This is a genomic window from Tractidigestivibacter montrealensis (assembly GCF_024741235.1).
GTDB lineage: Bacteria > Actinomycetota > Coriobacteriia > Coriobacteriales > Atopobiaceae > Tractidigestivibacter > Tractidigestivibacter montrealensis.
On sequence record NZ_JANSKA010000001.1, the window covers coordinates 416,362 to 438,622 of the forward strand.

Annotated in this window: 20 protein-coding genes; 8 read left to right on the plus strand and 12 right to left on the minus strand. The window is 64.3% G+C overall.

The genetic code is table 11. The annotated features are described in order from the left end of the window. Positions 1–94 precede the first annotated feature (94 nt). Positions 95–1,450 carry a putative aminohydrolase SsnA gene (gene ssnA / locus NVS32_RS01720; protein WP_258498447.1) on the minus strand — a complete coding sequence of 452 codons (1,356 nt, stop codon included), beginning with the start codon at positions 1,448–1,450 and terminating at the stop codon, positions 95–97. A 669-nt stretch (positions 1,451–2,119) separates the two neighbouring features. Here ssnA and NVS32_RS01725 point away from each other — a divergent pair. The 3 genes from NVS32_RS01725 to NVS32_RS01735 all read left to right on the plus strand — a co-directional run bounded on the left by NVS32_RS01725 (position 2,120) and on the right by NVS32_RS01735 (position 5,022). After that, entirely contained in the window at positions 2,120–2,770 is a 651-nt protein-coding gene (locus tag NVS32_RS01725) for a helix-turn-helix transcriptional regulator (RefSeq protein WP_258498448.1), read from the plus strand. A gap of 4 nt (positions 2,771–2,774) precedes the next feature. Then, on the plus strand, positions 2,775–4,001 hold the full coding sequence (locus NVS32_RS01730; RefSeq protein WP_258498449.1) for a M20 family metallopeptidase: 1,227 nt from the start codon (positions 2,775–2,777) through the stop codon (positions 3,999–4,001). Between the two features lie 160 nt (positions 4,002–4,161). Next, positions 4,162–5,022, plus strand: coding sequence for a pirin family protein (locus tag NVS32_RS01735; RefSeq protein ID WP_258498450.1), 861 nt, complete (start codon positions 4,162–4,164; stop codon positions 5,020–5,022). 161 nt (positions 5,023–5,183) lie between these two features. On the opposite strand, the gene NVS32_RS01740 is transcribed toward NVS32_RS01735, so the two are convergent. The 8 genes from NVS32_RS01740 to NVS32_RS01780 form a co-directional block, all read right to left on the minus strand. Beyond that, positions 5,184–5,723 carry a MogA/MoaB family molybdenum cofactor biosynthesis protein gene (locus NVS32_RS01740; protein ID WP_258498451.1) on the minus strand — a complete coding sequence of 180 codons (540 nt, stop codon included), beginning with the start codon at positions 5,721–5,723 and terminating at the stop codon, positions 5,184–5,186. A gap of 5 nt (positions 5,724–5,728) precedes the next feature. Next, positions 5,729–6,802, minus strand: a complete 1,074-nt coding sequence (locus NVS32_RS01745; protein WP_258498452.1) for a molybdopterin-binding protein — start codon at positions 6,800–6,802, stop codon at positions 5,729–5,731. Beyond that, entirely contained in the window at positions 6,799–7,779 is a 981-nt protein-coding gene (gene moaC / locus NVS32_RS10980) for a cyclic pyranopterin monophosphate synthase MoaC (RefSeq protein WP_368407201.1), read from the minus strand. The genes NVS32_RS01745 and moaC overlap by 4 nt, the downstream gene beginning before the upstream one ends. A gap of 3 nt (positions 7,780–7,782) precedes the next feature. Then, positions 7,783–8,730 carry a GTP 3',8-cyclase MoaA gene (gene moaA, locus NVS32_RS01760; RefSeq protein WP_258498453.1) on the minus strand — a complete coding sequence of 316 codons (948 nt, stop codon included), beginning with the start codon at positions 8,728–8,730 and terminating at the stop codon, positions 7,783–7,785. Beyond that, positions 8,723–9,865 (minus strand): sulfate/molybdate ABC transporter ATP-binding protein, encoded by a 1,143-nt coding sequence (locus NVS32_RS01765; RefSeq protein ID WP_258498454.1) that lies wholly within the window; start codon positions 9,863–9,865, stop codon positions 8,723–8,725. The genes moaA and NVS32_RS01765 overlap by 8 nt, the downstream gene beginning before the upstream one ends. Next, a complete protein-coding gene (gene modB, locus NVS32_RS01770) occupies positions 9,862–10,545 on the minus strand; it encodes a molybdate ABC transporter permease subunit (protein WP_258498455.1) in 684 nt (227 codons plus the stop codon). Before modB ends, NVS32_RS01765 begins: the two co-directional genes overlap by 4 nt. A 6-nt stretch (positions 10,546–10,551) precedes the next feature. Then, complete coding sequence (modA, locus tag NVS32_RS01775) at positions 10,552–11,430, minus strand: molybdate ABC transporter substrate-binding protein (protein ID WP_258498456.1); 879 nt, start codon at positions 11,428–11,430, stop codon at positions 10,552–10,554. A 233-nt stretch (positions 11,431–11,663) separates the two neighbouring features. Beyond that, a complete protein-coding gene (locus NVS32_RS01780) occupies positions 11,664–12,020 on the minus strand; it encodes a hypothetical protein (RefSeq protein ID WP_117651931.1) in 357 nt (118 codons plus the stop codon). A 126-nt stretch (positions 12,021–12,146) separates the two neighbouring features. Here NVS32_RS01780 and NVS32_RS01785 point away from each other — a divergent pair, with 126 nt between their 5' ends. The 5 genes from NVS32_RS01785 (at position 12,147) to NVS32_RS01805 (ending at position 16,956) form a co-directional block, all read left to right on the plus strand. Beyond that, positions 12,147–13,427: a Y-family DNA polymerase gene (locus tag NVS32_RS01785; protein ID WP_258498457.1), complete on the plus strand. Its 1,281-nt coding sequence runs from the start codon at positions 12,147–12,149 to the stop codon at positions 13,425–13,427. After that, the gene (locus NVS32_RS01790; protein ID WP_117651933.1) at positions 13,420–13,719 is read left to right on the plus strand and encodes a hypothetical protein; all 300 of its coding nucleotides are present in this window, start codon (positions 13,420–13,422) and stop codon (positions 13,717–13,719) included. The genes NVS32_RS01785 and NVS32_RS01790 overlap by 8 nt, the downstream gene beginning before the upstream one ends. Positions 13,720–13,868: 149 nt before the next feature. Further along, entirely contained in the window at positions 13,869–14,924 is a 1,056-nt protein-coding gene (galE, locus tag NVS32_RS01795; RefSeq protein WP_117651934.1) for a UDP-glucose 4-epimerase GalE, read from the plus strand. 2 nt (positions 14,925–14,926) lie between these two features. Then, complete coding sequence (locus tag NVS32_RS01800; RefSeq protein WP_258498458.1) at positions 14,927–15,994, plus strand: polyprenyl synthetase family protein; 1,068 nt, start codon at positions 14,927–14,929, stop codon at positions 15,992–15,994. Between the two features lie 44 nt (positions 15,995–16,038). After that, positions 16,039–16,956 (plus strand): peptidoglycan-binding domain-containing protein, encoded by a 918-nt coding sequence (locus tag NVS32_RS01805; protein ID WP_258498459.1) that lies wholly within the window; start codon positions 16,039–16,041, stop codon positions 16,954–16,956. Between the two features lie 108 nt (positions 16,957–17,064). On the opposite strand, the gene glgP is transcribed toward NVS32_RS01805, so the two are convergent. The 3 genes from glgP to NVS32_RS01820 form a co-directional block, all read right to left on the minus strand. Continuing rightward, positions 17,065–19,326 (minus strand): glycogen/starch/alpha-glucan family phosphorylase, encoded by a 2,262-nt coding sequence (gene glgP, locus NVS32_RS01810; protein WP_258498460.1) that lies wholly within the window; start codon positions 19,324–19,326, stop codon positions 17,065–17,067. An 82-nt stretch (positions 19,327–19,408) separates the two neighbouring features. Beyond that, positions 19,409–20,917, minus strand: a complete 1,509-nt coding sequence (gene malQ / locus NVS32_RS01815; RefSeq protein WP_258498461.1) for a 4-alpha-glucanotransferase — start codon at positions 20,915–20,917, stop codon at positions 19,409–19,411. A 131-nt stretch (positions 20,918–21,048) separates the two neighbouring features. After that, a complete protein-coding gene (locus tag NVS32_RS01820) occupies positions 21,049–22,254 on the minus strand; it encodes an ABC transporter ATP-binding protein (protein ID WP_258498462.1) in 1,206 nt (401 codons plus the stop codon). Positions 22,255–22,261 lie beyond the last annotated feature (7 nt).

Genomic DNA, 22,261 nt, shown 5'->3' on the forward strand with positions numbered 1-22,261 from the left:
GCATTTCCGTGGGGACGTGAGGCGTGCGCGGCGCCACGGGATCCGCGCACGTCGTGGCAGCGGCGGCATTGGAGCGCCGCTGCCGGGAAGGTGCCTAGTACTCGCGGTCGTTGAGCTCTCCCCAGAGCTTCTTGGACTGGTCGAGCACAAAGGTATCAATCCTATCCTTGTCGATGTCCGTGAACTCACGGTCATGGTAGACCACGCGGCCGTTCACGATGGTGGTACGGCAGTCGTGACCCTCGACGCCAAAGAGGATGTGGCCATCGATGTTCTCCGCGCCAATGGGCGTGGGCGCCGGATAGTCAAACACGGCGACGTCCGCGGCGGCACCGGGCGCAAGCACGCCCAGGGGCTTGCCCTGCGGCTTGGAGGCGAAGTACATGTTGGCGACCTCGGCGTTGTTCTTGAAGAGCATGGTCATGGCCTCGCCCCAGGCCACGTTGGGCAGCGCGGAGTTGAGGCGCTGCAGGGGCACGAAGGCCTTGAGGGACTGCAGCATGTCGTGGGTGTAGGCGTCGGTGCCCATGGTCACGGTGATGCCACGCTTGAAGAACTCGAGCACCGGGGCAGTGCCCACGGCGTTGTTGGCATTGGACTGCGGGTTGTTGACGATCTTGGTGTGGGTCTCGGCAACAACGTCCATGTCGGCGGGGGTGATGTGGATGCAGTGGCCGAGCATGGTCTTCTCGCCCAGGATTCCGTGGTCGAGGAGGCGGTGAATCGACGTGCAGCCATGCTTCTGGGCCGAGTCGTAGACATCGTTCATGCCCTCGCACACGTGGATGTGGAAGCCGGTGAGGCCGTTGTTCGCCTCGACCATGCGGTCGAGCGCCTCGTCCGGCAGCGTGAAGAGTGCGTGCCCGCCAAACATGGCAGCAATCATGTCGGAGTCCTGGCTGGCCGCCCAGCGGGCAAAGTCGGCGTTCTCCTGAATGGACTGATCGAGCTTCTCCTTGCCGTCACGGTCAGAGACCTCATAGCACAGGCAGGCACGCATGCCCATCTCCTGCGCCACGTCCTTGATGGCAAAGAGGGAGCCGGGGATCTCGCGGAAGCTTGCGTGGTGATCGAAGATGGTGGTCACGCCATTGCGGAACGACTCCATCATGGTCACGTACGCGCAGGCACGCGTGCCATCGAGCGTGAGGTGACGGTCGATGTTCCACCACTGCTGCTCGAGGTTCTCGAGGAAGTTGGTGGGGTTGCAGCCCTTGATGGCAAGGCCGCGCGCCAGACCGGAGTAGATGTGGGTGTGGCAGTTGATAAGACCGGGCATGATAAGGCCGCCGTGGGCATCGATGAACTCTGCCGTGGGGTAGGCGGCATCCATCTTGGCACGCGTGCCAACTGCCACGATCTTGTCGTGGTCGATGACAACGGCACCGTCCTCGATGAAGGGCACCTGGGGGTCCCTGGTTACGACCCGACCGTTTCCAACAAGTAGCATAGGACCTCTCCTCCTTGCTACATGCCGCAGATCAGCTACGGCCCAACCTGTGTTCATCGCGGCCCTCTCATGCCGCGACGGCCGGGCGTTGCGCGAACGCGATTGCGCCGCATGGGCACCCGACTACCCAGCTGCAAACGAAGCGCAGGTACAAGGTCCTTCCCCGTTGGCCTCTTCCTGCAAATCACCGTATTGGCGAAACTTCGCACTTCTTGTAATACAACCTAACAAATATTTTGCTTCAAATTGGCGTCCGGCTCGTCGCGGTCTGGAGAACATCGGCGTACGGTCGATTGCCGGTGTGTACGGTAACGTTATATTTTGAGAAAACTAACGTAGACGCGCCGATTGACCAAGTCTGCACGCCTTTTTGAGAAAACAATACCAATGAGCTGGGAATTGTTTATGGCGCAACGACAGAGGAACCCATGGTGGTAATGAGCGGAAGGACGATATGTCGCCGTGCTTGGACAACACCATATCGCGTTCGTAAGCGTTTACGTTGAAACAGGCGTTCCCTTACATTCAATAAGCCCCTCGTGGTGCTAGTATTTCTTGACTGTTGGCTTCCCCGCCCATGTAGAAAACTGCGCCATGCAGCCCGCGCCCGTGCGCTAAGAACTCATGCGCCTCGACTGAGCGGGCCCGCCAGAAAGGGATCGAGGAATCATGAAGAAGTCCGAGGTCGAATTTCTCTCTCGCCTTGCAAAGGGTATTGCCGCACAGTTTGGAAGCAACTGCGAGGTCGTTGTCCATGACCTGGAGTCCAAGGATCCGGACAGCACCATCGTCGCAATAGAGAACGGCCAGGTCTCTGGCAGAAAGCTCGGCGATGGCCCCTCCAACGTGGTGCTTAAGGCCCTGAGCTCAGACCCAGACAAGCTCCAGGACCACTTTGCCTACAACACGCGCACCGAGGACGGCCGCGAGCTACGCTCGAGCACGATCTTCTTCCGCGACGAGACGGGCAAGCCCGTGGCAATCTTTGCCATCAACTATGACTCCACGCCCATCATGGCGCTGCAGAACATGCTCAAGGACTTCACCGCGCTTGCCAGCCCCGCTACAGACGAGCCGGAGGTCATCCCCCACAACGTGAATGACCTCCTAGACGAGCTCATCGACCAGAGCGTGCGGCTTGTGGGCAAGCCCGTTGCCCTCATGACCAGGGACGACAAGGTCAGGGCAATCGGCTTCCTCAACAACTCCGGCGCGTTCCTCATCACCAAGGCCGGACAGAAGGTATGCAACTACTTTGGCATCTCGAAGTACACGCTGTACAGCTACATGGACGAGGCCAAGGCACAGAAGAAGGAGTAGGCGCATGTCCAACGAGTGCCGCACTGACGACGAGGCAACAGGGCTCACCTCACGGCTCGTGGGCATAGAGAGCACAGACCCCGGTGCCTTTGAGGGCCACATCGAGGACTTTGTGCACACGTGGCTCGAGGAACGTCGCAAGCGCGCCGGCAGCCTTGCCGAGTCCATACAAATCGAAGAGCTCGAGGCGCTGCCAGGACGCCGTTGCCTGAGGGCGCTCATTCCCGCGGAAGGGACGAGCGACGCCTCTGCCGGTCCTGCTGACCTCACCCTTCTCTGCCACATGGACACCGTGCGCGTGGGCGCCGGCTGGAGCGAGGACACGCCGGCCTTCTCGCCCGTTCTGCGCGATGGCGAGCTCTATGGCCGCGGCTCGTGCGACATGAAGGGCGGCCTGGCCTGCGCGCTTCTCGCCTTTTCGGATGCGCTTGACGAGGTTGGTCGGCGCGGGAGCCTACCCGGGCGCTCGATGGCGATTGTGTGCACCGTGGACGAGGAGGACGAGATGCGCGGCTCGGAGGCCGCCATCCGCGCCGGCTGGCTGAGTGCCACCGGCTGGGTCCTCGACACCGAGCCCACTGACGGCCGTGCGCGCGGCTCGCACAAGGGACGCACCTGGTACGTCATCGACATGCACGGCGTTACCGCGCACGCCAGCACGCCCTGGCGCGGCGCAGACGCCATCGCCGCCCTGGCAGAGGCCGTCTGCCGGATTCGCGGGTCTGTTGCGGCACTGCCCTCCCACCCCGAGCTTGGCCGCTCAACCGTCACGTTTGGGCAGATAAAAGGCGGCTACAGCCCCTACGTGGTGCCCGACGAGTGCCACGTGACCATCGACATGCGGCTGGTGCCGCCCACGGGCTCTTCGGATGCCGAGAAGATCGTGCGCGATGCCTGCGCCGCGGCAGAGGCAGCCGTGCCTGGCACCCATGCGGACGTGCGCTGCACCGGGGACAGGCCGCCCATCGAGCTTGACCCGGCGTCGCCGCTGCTTGCGGCGCTTGCGCGGGCAAGCGAGGAGGCCTGGGGCGAGACGCCGGCGACGGACGTCTTCACCGGCTACACCGACTCTGCCGTCGTGGCGGGTACCTGCGGGAACCCCACGTGCCTCTCGTACGGGCCGGGCAGTCTCGAAGTTGCCCACAAGCCCAACGAGCACGTTCCCGTTGCAGACCTCGCGCGCATCCGCGCGGTGCTCTCTCGGCTTGCCGCCAATACGCTGTGGGGCTAGCGGGCCCTTCTCGGCAACGGATTCCGGCGGCGGGCCTCACCTGTGGCACCCATCCTCCTGCGACGTCCACCCTCGCGGTTCTCGTAAATGCTACTGTGCAAGTAGGGTATAAGGCCCCCGATGACCAAAGCCGCACCACGGCCAATCAAAGGAGAAACCCATGCTCAGACATGTAGCCAACGTCGTTAAGGGGTACCGCACGCAGGACGGTGCCGGAGTGAGCCTCGTACGCGTACTGGGTGACCAGACCGCACGCGACTTTGACCCCTTCCTCATGCTGGACTCGTTTGACAGCACCAACCCGGATGACTACACCGCAGGATTCCCACTTCACCCCCACCGCGGCATCGAGACCGTAAGCTACCTGCGCGAAGGCGCGATGCACCACCGAGACACCATGGGGTTCGAGGACACCGTGACCTCGGGCGAGGTGCAGTGGATGTGCGCCGGCTCGGGTGTGGAGCACGAGGAGACCATTCCAGCCGCACGACGCCTGCTTGGCGTACAGCTGTGGCTTAACCTCCCGGCAGCCGAGAAGATGGCACAACCCACCTACCACGCCGTGAAGCGCGACGACATCGAGTCCGTGCCGCTTGACGGCGCTGTGCTGCGACTGCTCGCCGGGCGTTATGTTGACGAGAATGGCAAGTCCCACCAGGGGTTTGTTGGCAGCCACCTTCCACTTGACTACTACGAGCTCACCGTGGAGGCGGGCCACAGTGTCGAGATTCCCGTAGACGAGGACCGCTCTGTCCTGGCGTTCACGCTCGAGGGGCCCGCGCTCATCGGCGGCCTGCCGCTGGGCGAGAAGACCGCGGTCAAGCTTGTGGAAGGGGACTGCGTGGGCATCACCGCCACAGACGAGAAGCCCTCGGTGGTGCTGCTCATGAGCTCTGTTGCCCTGCGCGAGCCCATAGCATGGGGCGGGCCCATCGTGATGAACAGCACTGCCGAGCTGCGGCAAGCCTTCCGCGACCTCGACGAGGGGACGTTCATCAGGGAAGACGTCCGGAGCCTGTAAGGAGGCCCCTCTCGTCTCTGCCTCCCTCCCCCCTCCGTTCTTTGGCGGTTATTGAGAAATGAGACCTGCGTTTGCCCAGTTGGCGAGCATCGCAATTCACAAATACCGATAAAGAAGGGGAGGGAGGAGAGGAGGGAAGGAAGGGCCGCCAAGGAGGCAGGCTATCGGCGCTCCGCGGCGCAGTCGGCGGGCCCGCCACGCAGGATGCGCAGCCCATGCGCGATGGGCCCAATCACCGCAGAGATATTCTCGCACGCAGCCTTGGGGCTGCCGGGCAGGTTCACCACGAGTGTGCCCCCAAGGATGCCCGCCGTCTCGCGGGAAAGGCAGGCGTGCGGCGTAATGGCCATCGACGCGGCTCGCATGGCTTCCGGGATGCCTGGTGCTATGCGCTCGCACACGGCAGCAGTGGCCTCGGGCGTCACGTCGCGCGGCGAGAAGCCCGTACCGCCCGTGGTGAGAACGAGCGCCACGTCCGCGCCCGCAGCCCCGCGGATGGCATCCTCTATCTGAGGACGCTCGTCGGGCACCACGCTCATAGAGACGACGCGGTAGCCCTTCTCGCCGAGAAGCTCCGCGAGCGCTGGGCCAGAGGCGTCCTCGCGCTCGCCACGCGAGCAGCGGTCGCTCACGGTTATCACGGCAGCGGTATAGGCCTCACAGTCTGCTGCCTGTGACTTGTTTGTCTCGCTAGGGCTCATGTCTCCTACTTTCCAAACGGGCACACAGGGAAGGTGCACGGCGAGCAGTGCAGGCACAGCCCGCCCTCGCCCATCTGCACCAGGTCGCGGCGTTGCACCTCCACGCCGGCAACAAGACGAGGCAGCACCAGGTCAAAGACCGTGGCCGCGTTGTACATGACGCAACCCGGAAGCCCCGCCACGGGCACCGTGCGGGCATCGCCGGCTGCGACCTTCTCGTCAAAGTAGCCCACGAGGAGCATCGCTCCAGGAAGGACCGGAGCCCCGTAGGTCACGATGCGCGCGCCTGCGCGCTTGATGGCGCCAGGGGTGTTGTCATCGGGGTCAACGCTCATGCCACCCGTGCACACGACCATGTCGACACCGGTCGCGAGCGCCTCGTGTATGGCCGCTACCAGGGCATCCATGTTGTCACCGGGCGTGGCGTGCCAGGTGGTTTCAACGCCGTAGCGCGCGAGCTTTGCCTCGACCACGGGAGTGAAGCGGTCCTCGATGAGGCCCTTGGCCACCTCGGAGCCCGTGGCGATGATGGCTGCCGTCTTGAGGCGCCACGGCTCCACGCGCATAAGCGGCCCGCTCTTCTCGACATCCGCGGCGCGCTCCGCCGCCTCCACCACGGACTCCTTCACCACGAGCGGGATCACGCGCGTGCCGGCAAGGTCGTCGCCCGCGGAAACGGCAAAGCCTCCCTTGCGGGTGGCCACCATGACCTCCTCGCAGTCGTTCACGGCGAGCAGGCGCTCGGAATCGACGAGAAACACGCCGTCATGTTCCGCCTTGATGCCGATCTTGCCCTCGCGGGGCTCTCCGGCGGCAACGCACCCCCTCCCAAGGCAGAGCGCTGCCAGGCGCCGCGCCGCGTCGTCCTCGTGCAGCATGCCGGGACCGGCCTCCCACACGTAGAGGTGCTCCTTGCCCATCGAGAGCAGCACGGGTACGTCCTCGGCGGTGACCACGTGCCCTTTCTTGAAGCGTGGCCCCTTAAAACGCGGCGACCCCTTGCCATCGCCGGGCAGAATCTGCGTCATGTCGTGGCACAGAACGTGCCCGATGGCGTCCTCGGTTCTCACAAGCTTCATGCCAGTTCGTCCTCCCCCATCACACGAACCTCGTCACCGGCGCGCACGATGCCGCCGCGCGTCACCACACAGAAGATGCCGTCGGTGGGCATGACGCACATGCCGGTAAGACGGCGAATCTCGCAGTCGTTGTGGCAGGTCTTGCCAATCTGCGTCACCACCATGCGCGCGGGTCCCACGGCCACGGTGGTGCCCACGGGCAGGCTCTTCACGTCGATCCCGCGCGTGAGCACGTTCTCGGCAAAGTCTCCGGGCGCAAGGTCGATGCCCTTTGCGCGCATGAGGTCCACGGACTCGTTTGCCAGCAGGCTCACCTGGCGGTGCCAGGTGCCGGCGTGGGCGTCGCCCGCAATGCCCTTGCCCACCACGAGCTCGATGGAGTCGACGGGGTGCTTGCGCGTGCCCTTCTTCTCCGAGATGCAGGTGGCAACAACGGTGCCGTGCGGCAGCTCCGACGCGGCGGGCGCCGCAGCCGCAGACGCATCCAGCGGCGCCGTGGGGTCATCCCCCTCGGCGCGCACAAAGTGCCCGGACTTGCCGCCGTCCTTCTCGAGCAGGCGCACCTCGGTGATCACCATGTCGCGCTGGTGGGCCTTGCACATGTCGTAGATGGTGAGGCCGGCAACGGATGCCGCCGTGAGCGCCTCCATCTCGACGCCCGTCTCGCCGCAGCAGCGCGTTGTTGCCGTGAAGGCAATGCCGTCCTCCTCGTACGCAAACGAGACGTCAACGCCCGTGAGCTGCACGGGGTGACACATGGGCACCAGCTCCCAGCAACGCTTGGCGGCCATGATGCCCGCAACCTGCGCCACGGCAAGCACGTCTCCCTTGCGCACGCCGCCCGTGCGCACAAGCTCCAGCGTGTCCAGACGCATGAGGACCTTGCCGGCTGCACGAGCCACCCGCTGGGTCTTTGGCTTATCGGACACGTCCACCATGCGGGCGCGACCCTCCTCGTTGAAATGCGTGAGCCCCATGGCTCATCCCCCTATCTCGTTCATAGCACGCAGCGAATCGCTTGCGTGCCCGTCATCCATCCTGTGCCCGCGCGGCTTTGCCGCAATGCCCGCGCGCATGGCATCGACCAGCTCTTGGCCGACAAGGCCGCGCAGGTTGACCTCAGTTGCGGAGTGCAGGCAGGGCTTGAGACGCCCGTCCGCCGTCACGCGTATGCGATCGCAGCTGCCGCAGAACCGGTGGGTCATGGGCCGGATGAGACCCACGTTGCCCTTCCAGCCCGGCGCGTGGTAGAGCTCCGAGACGCCCTGGCCGCCCACCGGCGCAAGCTCTGGCACTGCTGAAAGGACCTCGTCTGCCGAGACAAAGCGTCCCTTGGGCCAGCCGGCGCACTCCCCCATGCGCATGAGCTCGATGAAGCGCACGGTGAGGTCGCGGTCGCGCGCAAGCTCGGCCAGCGGTCGCAGCTCATCGTCATTCACACCGCCGACAAGCACGCAGTTGACCTTGGTGTTAGTGAAGCCTGCGGCGTGGGCCGCCTCGAGGCCGGCAAGCGCGTCCGCAAGCGTGCCGCGCCGCGTGATGGCCTCGTAGCGTGCGGCATCGAGCGTGTCCAGGCTCACGTTAAGGCGCGTGAGCCCCGCGGCACGCAGGTTGCCAGCAATGGGCGCGAGCAGCGTGGCGTTGGTAGTCATGTCCACCTCGTCGATGCCCGGCACAGAGGCAACCATGCCCACAAGGTCAACAATGCCGCGCCTCACCAGGGGCTCCCCACCCGTAAGACGCACCTTACGCACTCCCAGTGACGCAGCCGCAGCCACAATGTCGCGCATCTCCTCAAAGGAGAGGATGTCTGCGTGCGAGAGCATGGGCACGCCATTCTCGGGCATGCAGTAAACGCAGCGGCAGTTGCAGCGGTCGGTCACCGAGAGGCGCAGGTAGCGTATGTCGCGGCCGTAATCGTCACGCACGAGGCGCGCCTCCCTTCCCTGTGTTGTCCAAAGTAATTGCGTCAGGCGTTTCGCCGTTACACGCCGAGACAAGCGGCATAACCGTCTGGGGCGGCGCCACAAGCACCAGCTGCACGGGATTGCCAAGCGCAGCCCAGGCGTCCTTCTCGCACTCGTAGCGAAGTGAGGCGCCTCCGGGCGTGCGGGCCATCACGATCGTCGAGAATGTCGAGTCTATCACCCGCTCAACGGTGCAGGGAATCGCATTCCCGCCAGCGGCGCTCACAGCGCCGTCGCCTGCCGCATGCGCCTGGAAGTAGTGCGCGCGTATGCCCACGTGCGTGACGCCCTCGGGCACGGGAAGCGAAGTCTCCAGCGTAACGCCCCAGTCATCACATACGAGCAGACCAGGGCCCGCCACATGCGCACGGCTCACGTTCTTGCAGCCGCTGATGAGGGCCGCCGCCAGCGTGGCCGGCGCGGCAAAGAGCTCACGCACGCCCACCTTGGCGTCCGAGCGGCCGCGGTCGAGCACGCAGACCGTATCGCACATGCGGTAGACCTCGTCGCGGTTGTGCGAAACGTAGACCGCCCCACCGGGAAAGCCGCGTAGGACGTCTGCAAGTTCAAGCTCGAGCTGCCAGCGCAGGTACCCGTCGAGCGCCGAGAAGGGCTCGTCAAGCAGGATGAGCTCTGGGTCGCTTGCGAGGATGCGCGCCATGGCGCAACGCTGCTGCTGGCCGCCGGAGAGCTGGGCCGGCTTGTGGTGCTCAAGGCCCTCCAGGCGCATGGCGGCAATCTCTTTTGCCGCACGCGCCAAGCGCTCCTCGCGCGTGGCACCGGCAGCCCCGGCACGCACGTTCTGCTCGACAGTCATGGTGGGAAAGAGCGCGTAGCTCTGGAAGAGGTAACCCACGCGGCGCTGCTGCGGCGGCAGGTCCACGTGCGTGCTAGAATCGAAGAGCGTGCGCCCGCCCAGCACGATGCGCCCCGAGTCAGGGCGCTCGATGCCGGCGATGCACTTGAGCGTCATGGACTTGCCGCAGCCCGAGGGGCCGAGCAGTGCCATGATCTCATCTGGATGCTCGATGGCAAACGAGACGTCAAGCGAGAAGGATCCGAGCCGCTTGGTGATGTCGACCTCGAGCGTCGTCATGCGACCGCCCCCTTCGCGCGGGCGGAGCGAGAACGCGCCTCGAGCATGTTCATGGCGAGAAGCACCACGGCGCTTATCGCCAGATTCACGAGGACCCACTGGAACGCCAGGCCATCCTCGCCGGTACGCCAGAGCTGGTAGACCGTTGTGGAGACGGTAGCGGTAGAGCCCGGGGTATAACCCGCGACCATCGAGGTGGCGCCATACTCGCCCAGCGCCCGCGCGAAGGCCAAGACCGAGCCCGCGATGATGCCCTGACGGCAGGCAGGCATCTTGACGCGCCAGAACACCCAGGTATTGGATTTTCCCAGCGTGCGGCCGGCGTCGGCCAAGCTCTGGTCAAAGCCCTCGAACGCACCGCGCGCCGTGCGGTACATGAGCGGGAAGCTCACCACCACGGTGGCAAAGATGGCCGAGTACCAGGTCATGGTGAGCTTCACGCCAAAGGTAGCCAGCACCCATGAGCCGATGGGGCGCCTAGGCCCGAGAAGCACCAGCAGGAGGTAGCCCACGACGGTGGGTGGCAGCACCAGGGGCAGCGTGAGCACCACGTCGAGGATGCCCTTCGCCACCCGGGGCGCCCGCGCCACCACGTCCGCGAGCCAGATGCCGAGAAGGTAGACCACCGCCGTGGAGATGGCGGCTATTCTCAGCGAGTTGAGAAGCGGATACCAGTCCATGCCGCGCTACGCCTCGGCAAGCGGCGTGAAGCCGACCTTCTCGAAGCAGTCACCGGCATCTTTGGTCTTGAGGAAACTGAGAAAGGATGCGGCGAGATCGGGCTGGAGGGCATTCTTGGTGGCCGCAGCCGGGTAGACCACGCGGCCGCACATCTCCTCCATTGCCTCGTCCACCATGGTGAGGTTTGCCGACGTGGCGTCGGTCTTGTAGATGACTCCACAGTCGACGGCCGCCTCGGTTACCTGCGAGGTGACCTCCTTCACATTGGTGCCGTAGGTGATGCAGCCAGCGTTTGCCAGCTCGGTCTCGTCGAGGTTGTAGTAGGCGAGAATCTTCTGGGTGTACTGGCCCACGGGCACATCGGAGTTGCCCATCCCCAGCAGGATGTCGTGGGCCTGGAGCTTTTTGGCCATGTCATCGAAGCCCTGGACGGCCTTGGGGTTGCCGTCGGGCACGCAGAGCGTGACCTTGTTCTCGAGGATGTCAAAGCGCGTATCGTGGTTGATGAAGTCGAGACCTTCGTCGTTGCCGGAGGTGGCGCTGGCATCAAGCTGATTCATCTGCTTCTGGCCGGCGGAGATGAAGACGTCGCAGTCTGCCCCCTCCTGGATCTGTGTCTTGAGGGTGCCCGAAGAGTCGAAGTTGAAGCTGATGTCCACACCGTCGTTGACCGCCTTGAAGAGGTTGCCCGCCTCGGTGAGCGACTCGGTAAGCGAGGCTGCCGCAAAGACGGTGAGCGTCTTTGCCTCTGCCGTAGACGTGGTGTCTGTCGCCGTCGAGCCTGTGGACTGGGACTGTGTGCCTCCGCACGCTGCCAGTCCAAGGCCTGCCGCGGCTACTGCCGCCGACACAAACGAACGCCTGGTAATGCTGGAGCCTGCCATGGTGCTTTCCTTTCCCTCGGTGTGATGCCTGCCTGGGGCGCATCTCTGGTGCGATGCTTTTTTGCGTACCGCCCATGTGGTGCCTGTGGGCTTCGCTGCCGTGGATGTGGTGCCTGTCCGATGGCGGCGTTCTTGCTTACAAACTATAACGCCGTTCAAACAAAAAGTTTGAAAAAGGTGGTGGGCGGGTCGTAGGCGGCGCGGGCGGTGCAGACAGCAGATCGAGCACGTCACTACTCCCCCGCTTCGCGCGAGCGCGTCTGGTCGTAGGCAAAGACCCACCATCGAAGCTCCTCGGGCTGGCCCACCGCCGGAACGGCGCTGCGCCGCTCGAGGTAGAGCTCCGTCTCGTGCCCGCCAAAGCGCACGTGGTAGCAGGCCTGCCGTCGCCCGCGCGTCTCGGCGCCAAATGTGCCCTCCTCTGTTACCTCATCGATTGCAAAACTCCTCCCATCCTTCCAAATGACCGCAACGGGTTCCAGGGAGCCGTCACGCCCAAAGCGCGCGATGACATCCACGTACTCGCGGTGCACACGACGCCGCGTTCCGTCTGTGAGCGTTCGATATTCCATGCCCAGAGAGTAGAACATGTGTTCCCTATCGACAAGCGAACGAGTAGTGAATTCTCCGAGCGGAACGCGCTTATTTGTGTCGCGCGAACGCCGTATAACCTTATGCGAGTTAGAACATGTGTTCTTAGATGGAATGGAGGAGCCATGGCACCAGATGCGCACGCACTCGAGAAGACCTACCTGGCAATCGACCTCAAGTCGTTTTACGCAAGTGTGGAATGCGCCGACAGGGGCCTGGACCCCTTCGCCACGGACCTTGTAGTGGCAGACCCAACGCGCAGCCCCAACACCATCTGCCTGGCCATAACCCCCGCGCTCAAGGCCAAGGGGGTCAGGAACCGCTGCCGCGTGCGCGAGATACCCCAGGGCATCCCCTACATCACCGCCATGCCCAGGATGCACCGCTACATGGAGGTCTCCGCGCAGGTGTACGCCATCTACTTGCGCTACGTGTCCAGTCAGGACGCCTGGCCGTACAGCGTGGACGAGGCATTTCTCGATGTGACGCCCTACCAGGCGCTCTATGGCCCCAACGCGCGGGCGCTCGCAAAGCGCATCATCGCCACGGTACGAGAGGAGACGGGCGTCTCGGCAACGGCGGGCATAGGCCCCAACATGTTTCTCTGCAAGGTGGCGCTCGACCTCATGGCCAAGCACGCCGCAGATGGCATAGGACAGCTGGACGAGAAGACCTTTCGCCGCGACGTGTGGTTCCACCATCCCATCACGAACATCTGGGGCATAGGGCCCGGCATTGCGCGCAGGCTCGCTCGGGCGGGCGTCTACGACCTTGCGGGCATCTGCGCCACGGACCCAACGTGGCTGTGCGGGGAGTTTGGCCGCAACGCCGAATGGCTCATTGACCACGCCTGGGGGCTCGAGCCCTGCACCATTGCGGACGCCCGCGGGTACGTGCCCAGGGCGCGCTCGCTCTCCAACGGCCAGGTGCTTATGCGCGACTACGGCTTTGGCGAGGCGCGCGTGGTGCTGCGCGAGATGGCCTGGCAGAGCTGCCTGGACTTGCGGCAGCGGGCGCTCGCATGCGACACGGTGGGGCTCTACGTGGGCTACTCGGGCCAGGCCGAGCTTTTTGGGCACGGCGGCGGACAGAGGGGCCTCGGGCACCAAACAGCCGGCGAGCGAGAGGTGACGGACGCGCTTCTCGCGCTCTACGACCAGACGGTTGCGCGCAACGTGCCCATACGCCGCGTGTGCCTGTGGCTGGGCGGCGTTGTCCCGGCGGCCATCGCAGCCCCCACGATCTTCGACAACCCCGTGGCAGACGCGCGTGAGGCACGGCTGGCCGGCGCCGTGATGCGCGCGCGACGGCGCTTTGGGCCCAACACCGTGCTTTCTGGCACGAGTCTGCTTCCCGCCGCCAATGCCCGTGAACGCAACCTGCAGATCGGGGGCCACCGTGCGTGAGAACGTGCGCCAAGAGATCGGCCGGCTGCCTTTGGCATCCTCGTGGCCAGACATAGGCGAGCGCGAGCAGGAGCGCAGGGAAGCGGTGCTTAGGGGCATTGTCCAGCGCATTGTTGAGGACGGGCCGCGCCGTGCCATGGCCTCCCCCGAGCGGGGGCGCCAGTTCATCCCATTTGCCGCCCTCCGTGGCTACGACGAGATGCTCGAGGAGGTGGAGCTCCGCGCCGCCGGCGCCAGAGGGAGCGCCTCAGCAGCCGCGGCGGAGAGAAACGCGCCTCCGGCGCAGAAATGACGCCGGGGGCGCGTTGTAGCAGCAACCACGTTGCCGGCGAGGTTCTCGGCGCCCACCAACCCCAACGCCGCGTACACATCGGCAACGTATACTGTCTTCTTGGCTTATTCGCCGCGAGGTACCTTGTCACAAGACCCGAAAGGAAACCCATGAGCGAAGCAAAAGACCCAAAGAACACCTGCGTGCTCGTCACCGGCGGCGCCGGCTTCATTGGCAGCCACACGGTGGTGGAGCTCCTTCAGGACGGCTACAAGGTAGTCATTGTCGACGACCTCTCCAACGCATCCGAGAAGGTCATCGGCCGCATCAAGACCATCGTGGGCGACGCAGCGGCAGCGAACCTCACCTTCTACCGCACTGACGTCAACGACCGCGAGGCCATGAACGCCGTCTTTGACGAGAACCACATCGACCGCGTAATCCACTTCGCCGGCTTCAAGGCAGTTGGCGAGTCCGTGAGCAAGCCCATCGAGTACTACACCAACAACCTGGGCAACACCCTCACGCTCGTGGACGTGATGCGCAACCACGGCTGCAAGGACATCATCTTCTCCAGCTCCGCCACGGTCTACGGCGACCCGGACAGCCTCCCGCTCACCGAGAAGAGCCCCAAGAAGCCCGCGACCAACCCCTACGGCTGGACCAAGTGGATGATCGAGCAGATCCTGACAGACCTCCACACCGCAGACCCAGAGTGGAACGTTGTGCTTCTCCGCTACTTCAACCCCATTGGCGCGCACCCCTCGGGACTCATGGGCGAGGACCCCAAGGGCATTCCCAACAACCTCCTGCCCTACGTCGCGCAGGTTGCCATCGGCAAGCGCGAGTGCGTGCACGTCTTTGGCGATGACTACAACACCCCAGACGGCACCGGCGTCCGCGACTACATCCACGTCTGCGATCTGGCCACCGGCCACGCCGCGGCTCTCAACTGGATGAACGGCCGCACCGGAGTGGAGATCTTCAACCTCGGCACCGGCAAGGGCACCTCGGTCCTCGAGATCATCAAGGCCTTCTCGCGCGCCTGCGGCAAGGACCTCCCCTACCAGATCGACCCGCGCCGCCCCGGAGACGTCGATGCCAACTACGCCGACTGCTCCAAGGCCAAGCGCGAGATGGGCTGGGAGGCCAAGTACACAATCGACGACATGTGCCGCGACTCCTGGAACTGGCAGTGCAAGAACCCCAACGGCTACGAGGGCTAGCCATGGCAGCAGGCAGCGCCACAGACACGGGCAACGGGGGCAGGCTCTTCGCGGAATACCTCGCCGAGAAGCGTCCCGCCATCGAGGCGTACCTCGTCAGACACGCGCCCGCACCCCTGTCCGACGAGACGCACGCGGGCGATGACCTTTCACGTTACCTTTACGACCCATTTGCGCGCTTCACGCGCTCGGGCGGCAAGCGCACGCGTCCCGCGCTGGCGCTGCTTGGCTGCGAGGCCGTTGGCGGAGACGCCTCGTGCGCCCTCTCGGCCGCGGCCGCAATAGAGGACTTCCAGTCCGCAGCCCTCATCCACGACGACATCGCCGACGAGGGCGAGATGCGCCGTGGCCAGCCCTGCGTGCACCGCACCGAAGGCATTGGCGTGGCCATCAACGTTGGTGACCTCGGCATCGTTCGCACCTTCGGGGGCGTGCTCGAGGACGAATCGCTCGACGGCACAACCAAGCTGCGCGTGCTCGAGGAGATTGCGCAGATGGAGCAGCGCACCGTCGAGGGTCAGGCGCTCGACCTCGGCTGGGCGCGCGACGAGCGTTGGGACGTCACCACGGGTGACTACCTCACGATGGCCACGCACAAGACCGCGTTCTACTCCGCCGCCTCGCCGCTCTCCATTGGCGCCATCTGCGGTGGCGGAACGGACGCACAGGTGGAGGCGCTTGGCTCCTTTGGCATAGACGCAGGCCTCGCCTTCCAGCTGCAGGACGACCTCCTCAACCTCGTTGGCGACGCCGAGGCCCAGGGCAAGGACTTCCGGAGCGACATCACCGAGGGCAAGCGCACCATGATCGTGTGCTGGGCGCTCGAGCATCTTGCAGGCGCCGAGAGGGACGAGCTTCTCGGCATTCTCTCGTCGCACGCTACGGATGCGTCAGTGCTTGCCCGCGCGGTGGAGCTCATGGAGGATGCGGGGGCCATCGACGCAGTGCGCAGCTACGCCCATGGGCTCGCACGCAGCGCAAAGGCAAGCCTCAAGGGCGTCGAGCTCGCAGGAGACGCACACGCCGTTCTCGAATCTATGGCAGACTTCTTTGTGGAACGCAGGGGCTAGCCCGGATGCTGCCTCACGCCCACGATATCGAGGGGAACTAGGGTATGGAACCAATTCGCGAAGGCGCGTCGGGCGCCGCCGTGGAGGACATCCAGGAGCGCCTGGGCTCGCTGGGATATAAGATCGACGAGAAGGAAACTGCCGAGAAGACCTTTGGCCATTCGACAGCCACCGCCGTCGCGCGCTTTAGGCTCGACCACGGTCTGTCGCTGGGCGACGTCATTGATACTGCTACCTGGGCCGCATTGGTGGACGAGTGCTACCAGCTTGGTGACCGCACGCTCTACCTGCGCCTCCCAAACTTCCATGGCAACGACGTGCGCCAGCTCCAGGAGCGTCTCAACGTCCTGGGCTTCTCCTGCGGCGCGGTCGACGGCCAGTACGGTGCCCACACCGAGGCCGCGGTCAAGCAGTTCCAGGAGAGCGTTGGCCTTTTGGCAGACGGCATGGCCTTCCCCGACACCTTTGATGCCATCGACCGCCTGAAGCACGTGTGGGGCGGCAACCCCGCTGCTGGTCCGCATCCGCAGGGCGGCATGGGCTTTGCCCGCGCCGCAGGCGTGCTCGAGGTCGTGAAGCTCTGCATCACCGGCGAGGACCCCATCTCGAGAAACGTCGCGGGCCGCATCTGGAACCTGGCAAGCGCCACGACAAACGCCTCGGGCCTCGAGCTTGTGGACTCCGCGGCGTCCGACGCCTGCAAGGGAGCCCAGGCCGTGCTCGTGCTCTCTGCCGCTCCCCTGCCCGATGGCACCACCACCTCCAACGTGGTGATGGACGACGTCGACACGCTGCCGCTGCGCCTGCGCACGGCCGTCGAGAGCTCGCGCGAGACCGTGCCCGTAGTGCGCATCGAGCTGCCCGTTGGCCCCAACTTCGAGGGCATTTTCACCATCGGCGACGCCCAGACCTACGCCGTGCTGCTGCTCGACGCAATCTGCGCCGCGTTCGAAGGGATGTGAGACAAAGGGACAGTCCCTTTGTCTCATGGCGCAACTCATATAGCGACGGCCCCGAAGCAACTTCGCTCCGAGGCCGTTTTTGTGAGACAAAGGGACTGTCCCTTTGTCTCACAGGTGCCAGATGTCCTCGTTGTACTGGCGGATGGTGCGGTCGGACGAGAAGGCACCCGCCTTCGCAATGTTCACCAGCGACTTCTTGCGCCAGGCATCGCGGTTCTCGTAGTCGGCAAGCACCTGCTCCTTCTTCTGGATGTACTCCTCAATGTCGAGAAGCGCCATGAACCAGTCCTTCCAGGCCATGTCGTCGTGCAGGCGGTGCAGGCGCTCTGCGTTGCCCAGCGCAAGGAAGGCGGGGTTGGTGATGAAGTCGACCAGGAGCTTCACGCCGGGGCGCAGGTAGTGCGCGTGCGCATCGTAGGCGTGCTCGGCGTACAGTCGCTCGACCTCCTTGGAAGAGGTACCAAAGGTGTAGATGTTCTCGTCACCCACAAGGTCGGCAATCTCGACGTTTGCTCCGTCCAGCGTGCAGAGGGTCACGGCTCCGTTGAGCATGAACTTCATGTTCGAGGTGCCCGAGGCTTCCTTTGAGGCAAGAGAGATCTGCTCGGAGATGTCAGCGGCGGGAATCACACGCTCGGCAGCGCTCACGTTGTAGTTCTCAATCATGACCACCTGCAGGTACGGCGAGACAACCGGGTCTGCCGCAATCCAGCGGGAGAGCAGCAGGATCAGGTGGATGATGTCCTGCGCGATGGTGTAGGCAGGTGCCGCCTTGCCGCCAAAGATGATGGTGAGCGGACGCGCGGGAATGTTGCCGTTCTTGATGTCGAGGTACTTCCAGATGATATAGAGCGCAAGCATCTGCTGGCGCTTGTACTCGTGGATGCGCTTCACCTGCACGTCGATGATGGCGTCCTCGGGAATCCGCACGCCCTGCGTCTCCCAGAGGAACTCGCGCATGCTGGCCTTGGCCTGCGTCTTTGCATTATCCAGGCGAGCGAGAACCGCGTCGTCGTCCTTGAAGGCGAGAAGCCCCGAGAGGTCGCACGAGGTGCGCCAGTCGGTGCCCAGGACGTCATCGAGCACGCCAGAAAGTGCCGGGTTGGCATCCATGATCCAGCGGCGGAAGGTGATGCCGTTGGTCTTGTTGGAGAACTTCTCGGGGTAGAGCTCATAGAAGGGGTGAAGCTCCGTGTCCTCGAGAATCTTGGTGTGCAGCGCTGCCACGCCGTTGATCGAGAAGCCGTAGTGGATAGCCATGTGGGCCATGTGCACCACGCCGTCGCGCACGATGGCCACGGCGTCGTCGCTGCCGTTCTCGGCGCGCTCCAGCTCGTCCAGCTTGATCACGATCTCCGCTATGCGCGGGGCAACGGTCTTGAGGCTCTCGAGGGGCCACTTCTCGAGCGCCTCCGCGAGGATGGTGTGGTTGGTGTAGGCCACCATGCGGCGCACCACCGAGACGGCCTCGTCAAACTCGAAGCCGTGAACGTCCACGAGCAGGCGCACCAGCTCGGGGATGACCATCGAGGGGTGCGTGTCGTTGATCTGCACCACGGCGTAGTCGGGCAGGTCGTGCAGGTTGGAGCCACGCTCCATTGCCTCGTCGAGGATGAGCTGCGCCGCGTTGGAGACCATGAAGTACTCCTGGTATACGCGGAGCAGGCGGCCGGCGTCGTCGGAGTCGTCGGGGTAGAGGAAGAGCGTGAGGTTCTTGGCGAGCTCGCCCTTGTCGAAGTCGATGGAGTTCACCGGCACCAGCGAGTCATCGACGCTCTCGAGGTCAAACAGGCGCAGGCGGTTCTTGGTCGTGCGCACGTAGCCCAGAACGTCGATGTCATAGAGGCGCGACTTCACCGAGAAGCCGCCAAACTCCACGGTGTAGGCCTTCTCGTCCCTCACGAGCCAGTCCTGGCGGTCCAGCCAGCCATCGGGCTCGGCGGCCTGCTGCAGGTCAACAAAGCGCTGGTGGAAGAGACCGTAGTGGTAGTTAAGGCCAACTCCGTCGCCAGGGAGTCCCAGCGTGGCGATGGAGTCCAGGAAGCACGCGGCGAGACGACCGAGGCCGCCGTTGCCCAGGGACGGCTCGACCTCGCGCGCCTCCACAGCACCCAGGTCGTGGCCGGCGCTAGCAAGCTGGGCCTTAACGTCGTCGTACACGCCAAGCTCGATGAGGTTGTTGGTGAGCAGACGGCCGATGAGGAACTCGGCCGAGAGGTAGTACAGGCGGCGCTTGCCCTCGTTGAGGGGCATGGTTGCCGCGTGCTCGCGGACAATGTCCTCGAGCATGGCGCAGATGGCGGAGTCGTCAAGCTCGGCGAGCGGACGACCGTACTTCTCCTGGGAGCGAGCCTCAAGATCGATCTTCATGTGTTGCGATACCTCCAAGTGTCGCGGTGACATGACGGAAAGGCGCATACCGCGCAAGGCGGGCGCGTCCCCAAGCACTCCCCTATTTGGGAAGCTCGGGCTCCTTCGTGCCGGGGACCCGGTAATAGGTGGTGGTCAGATCAGAGAGCTCTGTCTCGACCTCGGGCGTAATGGCCTCCGGCAGCATGCGCCAGCGCCAGTTCTTCCCGACGGTCGAGGGGGTGTTGGTGCGAGCGGAGTTATCCAGCCCGAGAAGATCCTGCATGCGGAAGATGCAGGTGTCGCTCACCGAGGCGGCAATGGCGCGGTTGCAGCCCTGCGCCACGGTCTCACCGGGGGCGAGGGCAAGGTAGCGTGTGGCCTTCTCACGCACGTCAGGCGTGGCGGTGTCCTTGAACCATCCCATGGCCGTCTCGTTGTCGTGCGTGCCCACATAAGCCACGGTATTTGCGACGTAGTGGTGCGGAAGGTCGAGGGAGTCTCCCTCGGAGTCAAAGCCAAACTGCAGGATCTTCATGCCCGGGAAGCCTGTGTGCTCGCGCATGGCAATGACCTCTGGCGTCATGAAGCCCAGGTCCTCCGCAATGATGGGAAGCTCGCCCAGATGCTCGGCGACGGCGTCAAAGACGTCGCTGCCGGGACCCTTGGCCCAGCGCCCAAAGCTCGAGTCAGGCGCGCCAAAGGGCACGGACCAGTAGGACTCGAAGCCGCGGAAGTGGTCGATGCGCAGGATGTCGTAGAGCTCGAGGCTAGCGCGCAGGCGCTCGACCCACCAGGCATAGCCGTCCTCGGCCATGCCCGCCCAGTCGTAGATGGGGTTGCCCCAGTACTGACCGGTCGAGGAGAACTGGTCGGGCGGGGTACCGGCCACGCACGTGGGGTTGCCCGTGGCGTCCACGCGGAAGAGCTCCGGCGTGGCCCACATCTCCACAGAGTCGCGCGAGACGTAGATGGGGATGTCTCCAATGATAAGGACGCCGCGCTCGTTGGCGTAGTCCTTCAGGCTCTTCCAGTGACGATAGAAGAAGTACTGCGTCATCTGGTGGTAGCGCATGCGCTCGGGGTGCTTGGCGCAGAGCGCTGCGCTCGCCTTGCCTCGGCTGCGGTACTGCTGCGGCCACTCGTAGTACGCCTTGAGGCCAAACTCCTCCTTGACGGTCATGAACTCGCAGTAAGGCTCGAGCCAGGAGCCGTTCGCCTCGCAGAACTCCTCGAAGTCCTCGGGCGGCGCTGCCGAGAAGCTCGGGAGCGCACGCTCGAGCAGATCCCTGTGTCCGCGGAAGAGCGTGCCGTAGTCGACGTTCTCTGGGTCGTCTTCAAAGGGCAAGACAACAAGGTCCTGCTCAGTGAGGTAACCCAGGCGGACAAGGTCCTCGATGTCTATGAAGTACGGATTCCCCGCAAAGGCGGAGAAGGACTGGTAGGGCGAGTCGCCAAAGCTCGTGGTGGTGAGGGGTAGCACCTGCCAGTAGCGCTGGTGGGTGCGGGCAAGGAAGTCCACGAAGTCATACGCCTCGCGACCAAAGGTGCCAATGCCCACAATACCCGGAAGCGACGAGACGGGCATAAGAACGCCGCTTGCTCTCTCCATGTTTCTCTCCTTCTCTCGTTCTGCGCTCACGCGCAGGCCGTCATCGATGTCGCTCCCGCAAAAGGGCCCCGACCCGTCCGAGAAAGCGGGCCGGGGCCGCACCAAGCCGATGTCGCGGGAGGGAGGGAAGGCTACGGCTTGATGATGTTCTTACCGGACGTCTTGTCAAAGAAGTGGACAGCGTTCGGCTCGAACTTGAAGGAGATGGGTGCGCCATCGGCAAAGGACCTGCCCAGGGCGCCGTCGAAGTCGATGGTTGGGATGACAAGGACAAAGTCGTAGCCCTTGACGCTCGCGTGCACGTGGACCGTCGAACCCATGAGCTCGGAGACGTCAATGGTGCCGGAGATTGCGCCCGGCTCGTCCGCGTTGGCAAGCTGGATCTGCTCGGGGCGCACGCCTGCGGTGACGTCGAGCGAGGTGACACCGGCGGCCTCGAGGTCCCTGCCCGTCTCGGGCGAGATGGCAATCTTGGTGTCGAGCGCGTTGACCACGTAGCCCGATGCCGTCTTCTCGAGGTGGCCGTCGAAGAAGTTCATCTGCGGCACGCCAATGAAACCTGCAACGAAGAGGTTGGCGGGCTCGTTGAAGACCTCCTGCGGGGTGCCAACCTGCTGCACCACGCCGTCCTTCATGATCACGATGCGATCGCCCAGGGTCATGGCCTCGGTCTGGTCGTGCGTGACGTAGACGAACGTCGCGTTGATGCGCTTGCGGAGCTTGATGATCTCGGCGCGCATCTGGTTGCGGAGCTTGGCGTCCAGGTTGGAGAGGGGCTCGTCCATGAGGAGCACCTTGGGCTCGCGCACAATGGCGCGCCCAATGGCCACGCGCTGCCGCTGACCACCGGAAAGCGCCTTGGGCTTGCGGTCAAGGTACTGGGTGATACCCAGGGTCTCCGCCGCCTGGCGAACCTTCTGGTCAATCTGGTCCTCGGGAACTTTGCGGAGCTTCAGGGGGAAGGCCATGTTGTCGTACACGGTCATGTGGGGGTACAGGGCGTAGCTCTGGAAGACCATGGCGATGTCGCGGTCCTTGGGGGCCACCTCGTTCATGACCTTGCCGTCGATGGTAAGCTCACCGCCAGAGATGCTCTCGAGGCCGGCAATCATGCGCAGCGTCGTGGACTTGCCGCAGCCGGAGGGGCCGACAAGGACAACAAACTCGCGGTCGGCGATGTCGAGGTTGAAGTCCTCAACGGCCACGACGCCCTCGTCGGTGACCTTGAGGTTGCTCTTCTTCTCGGGCTCGGCGGCCTTCTTGCCAAAGTGGTGCTTCTTGGTCTTCTCGATGTTCGGATAGATCTTGGTAATGTGCTTCAGGCTGACTTCTGCCATGGTTCTC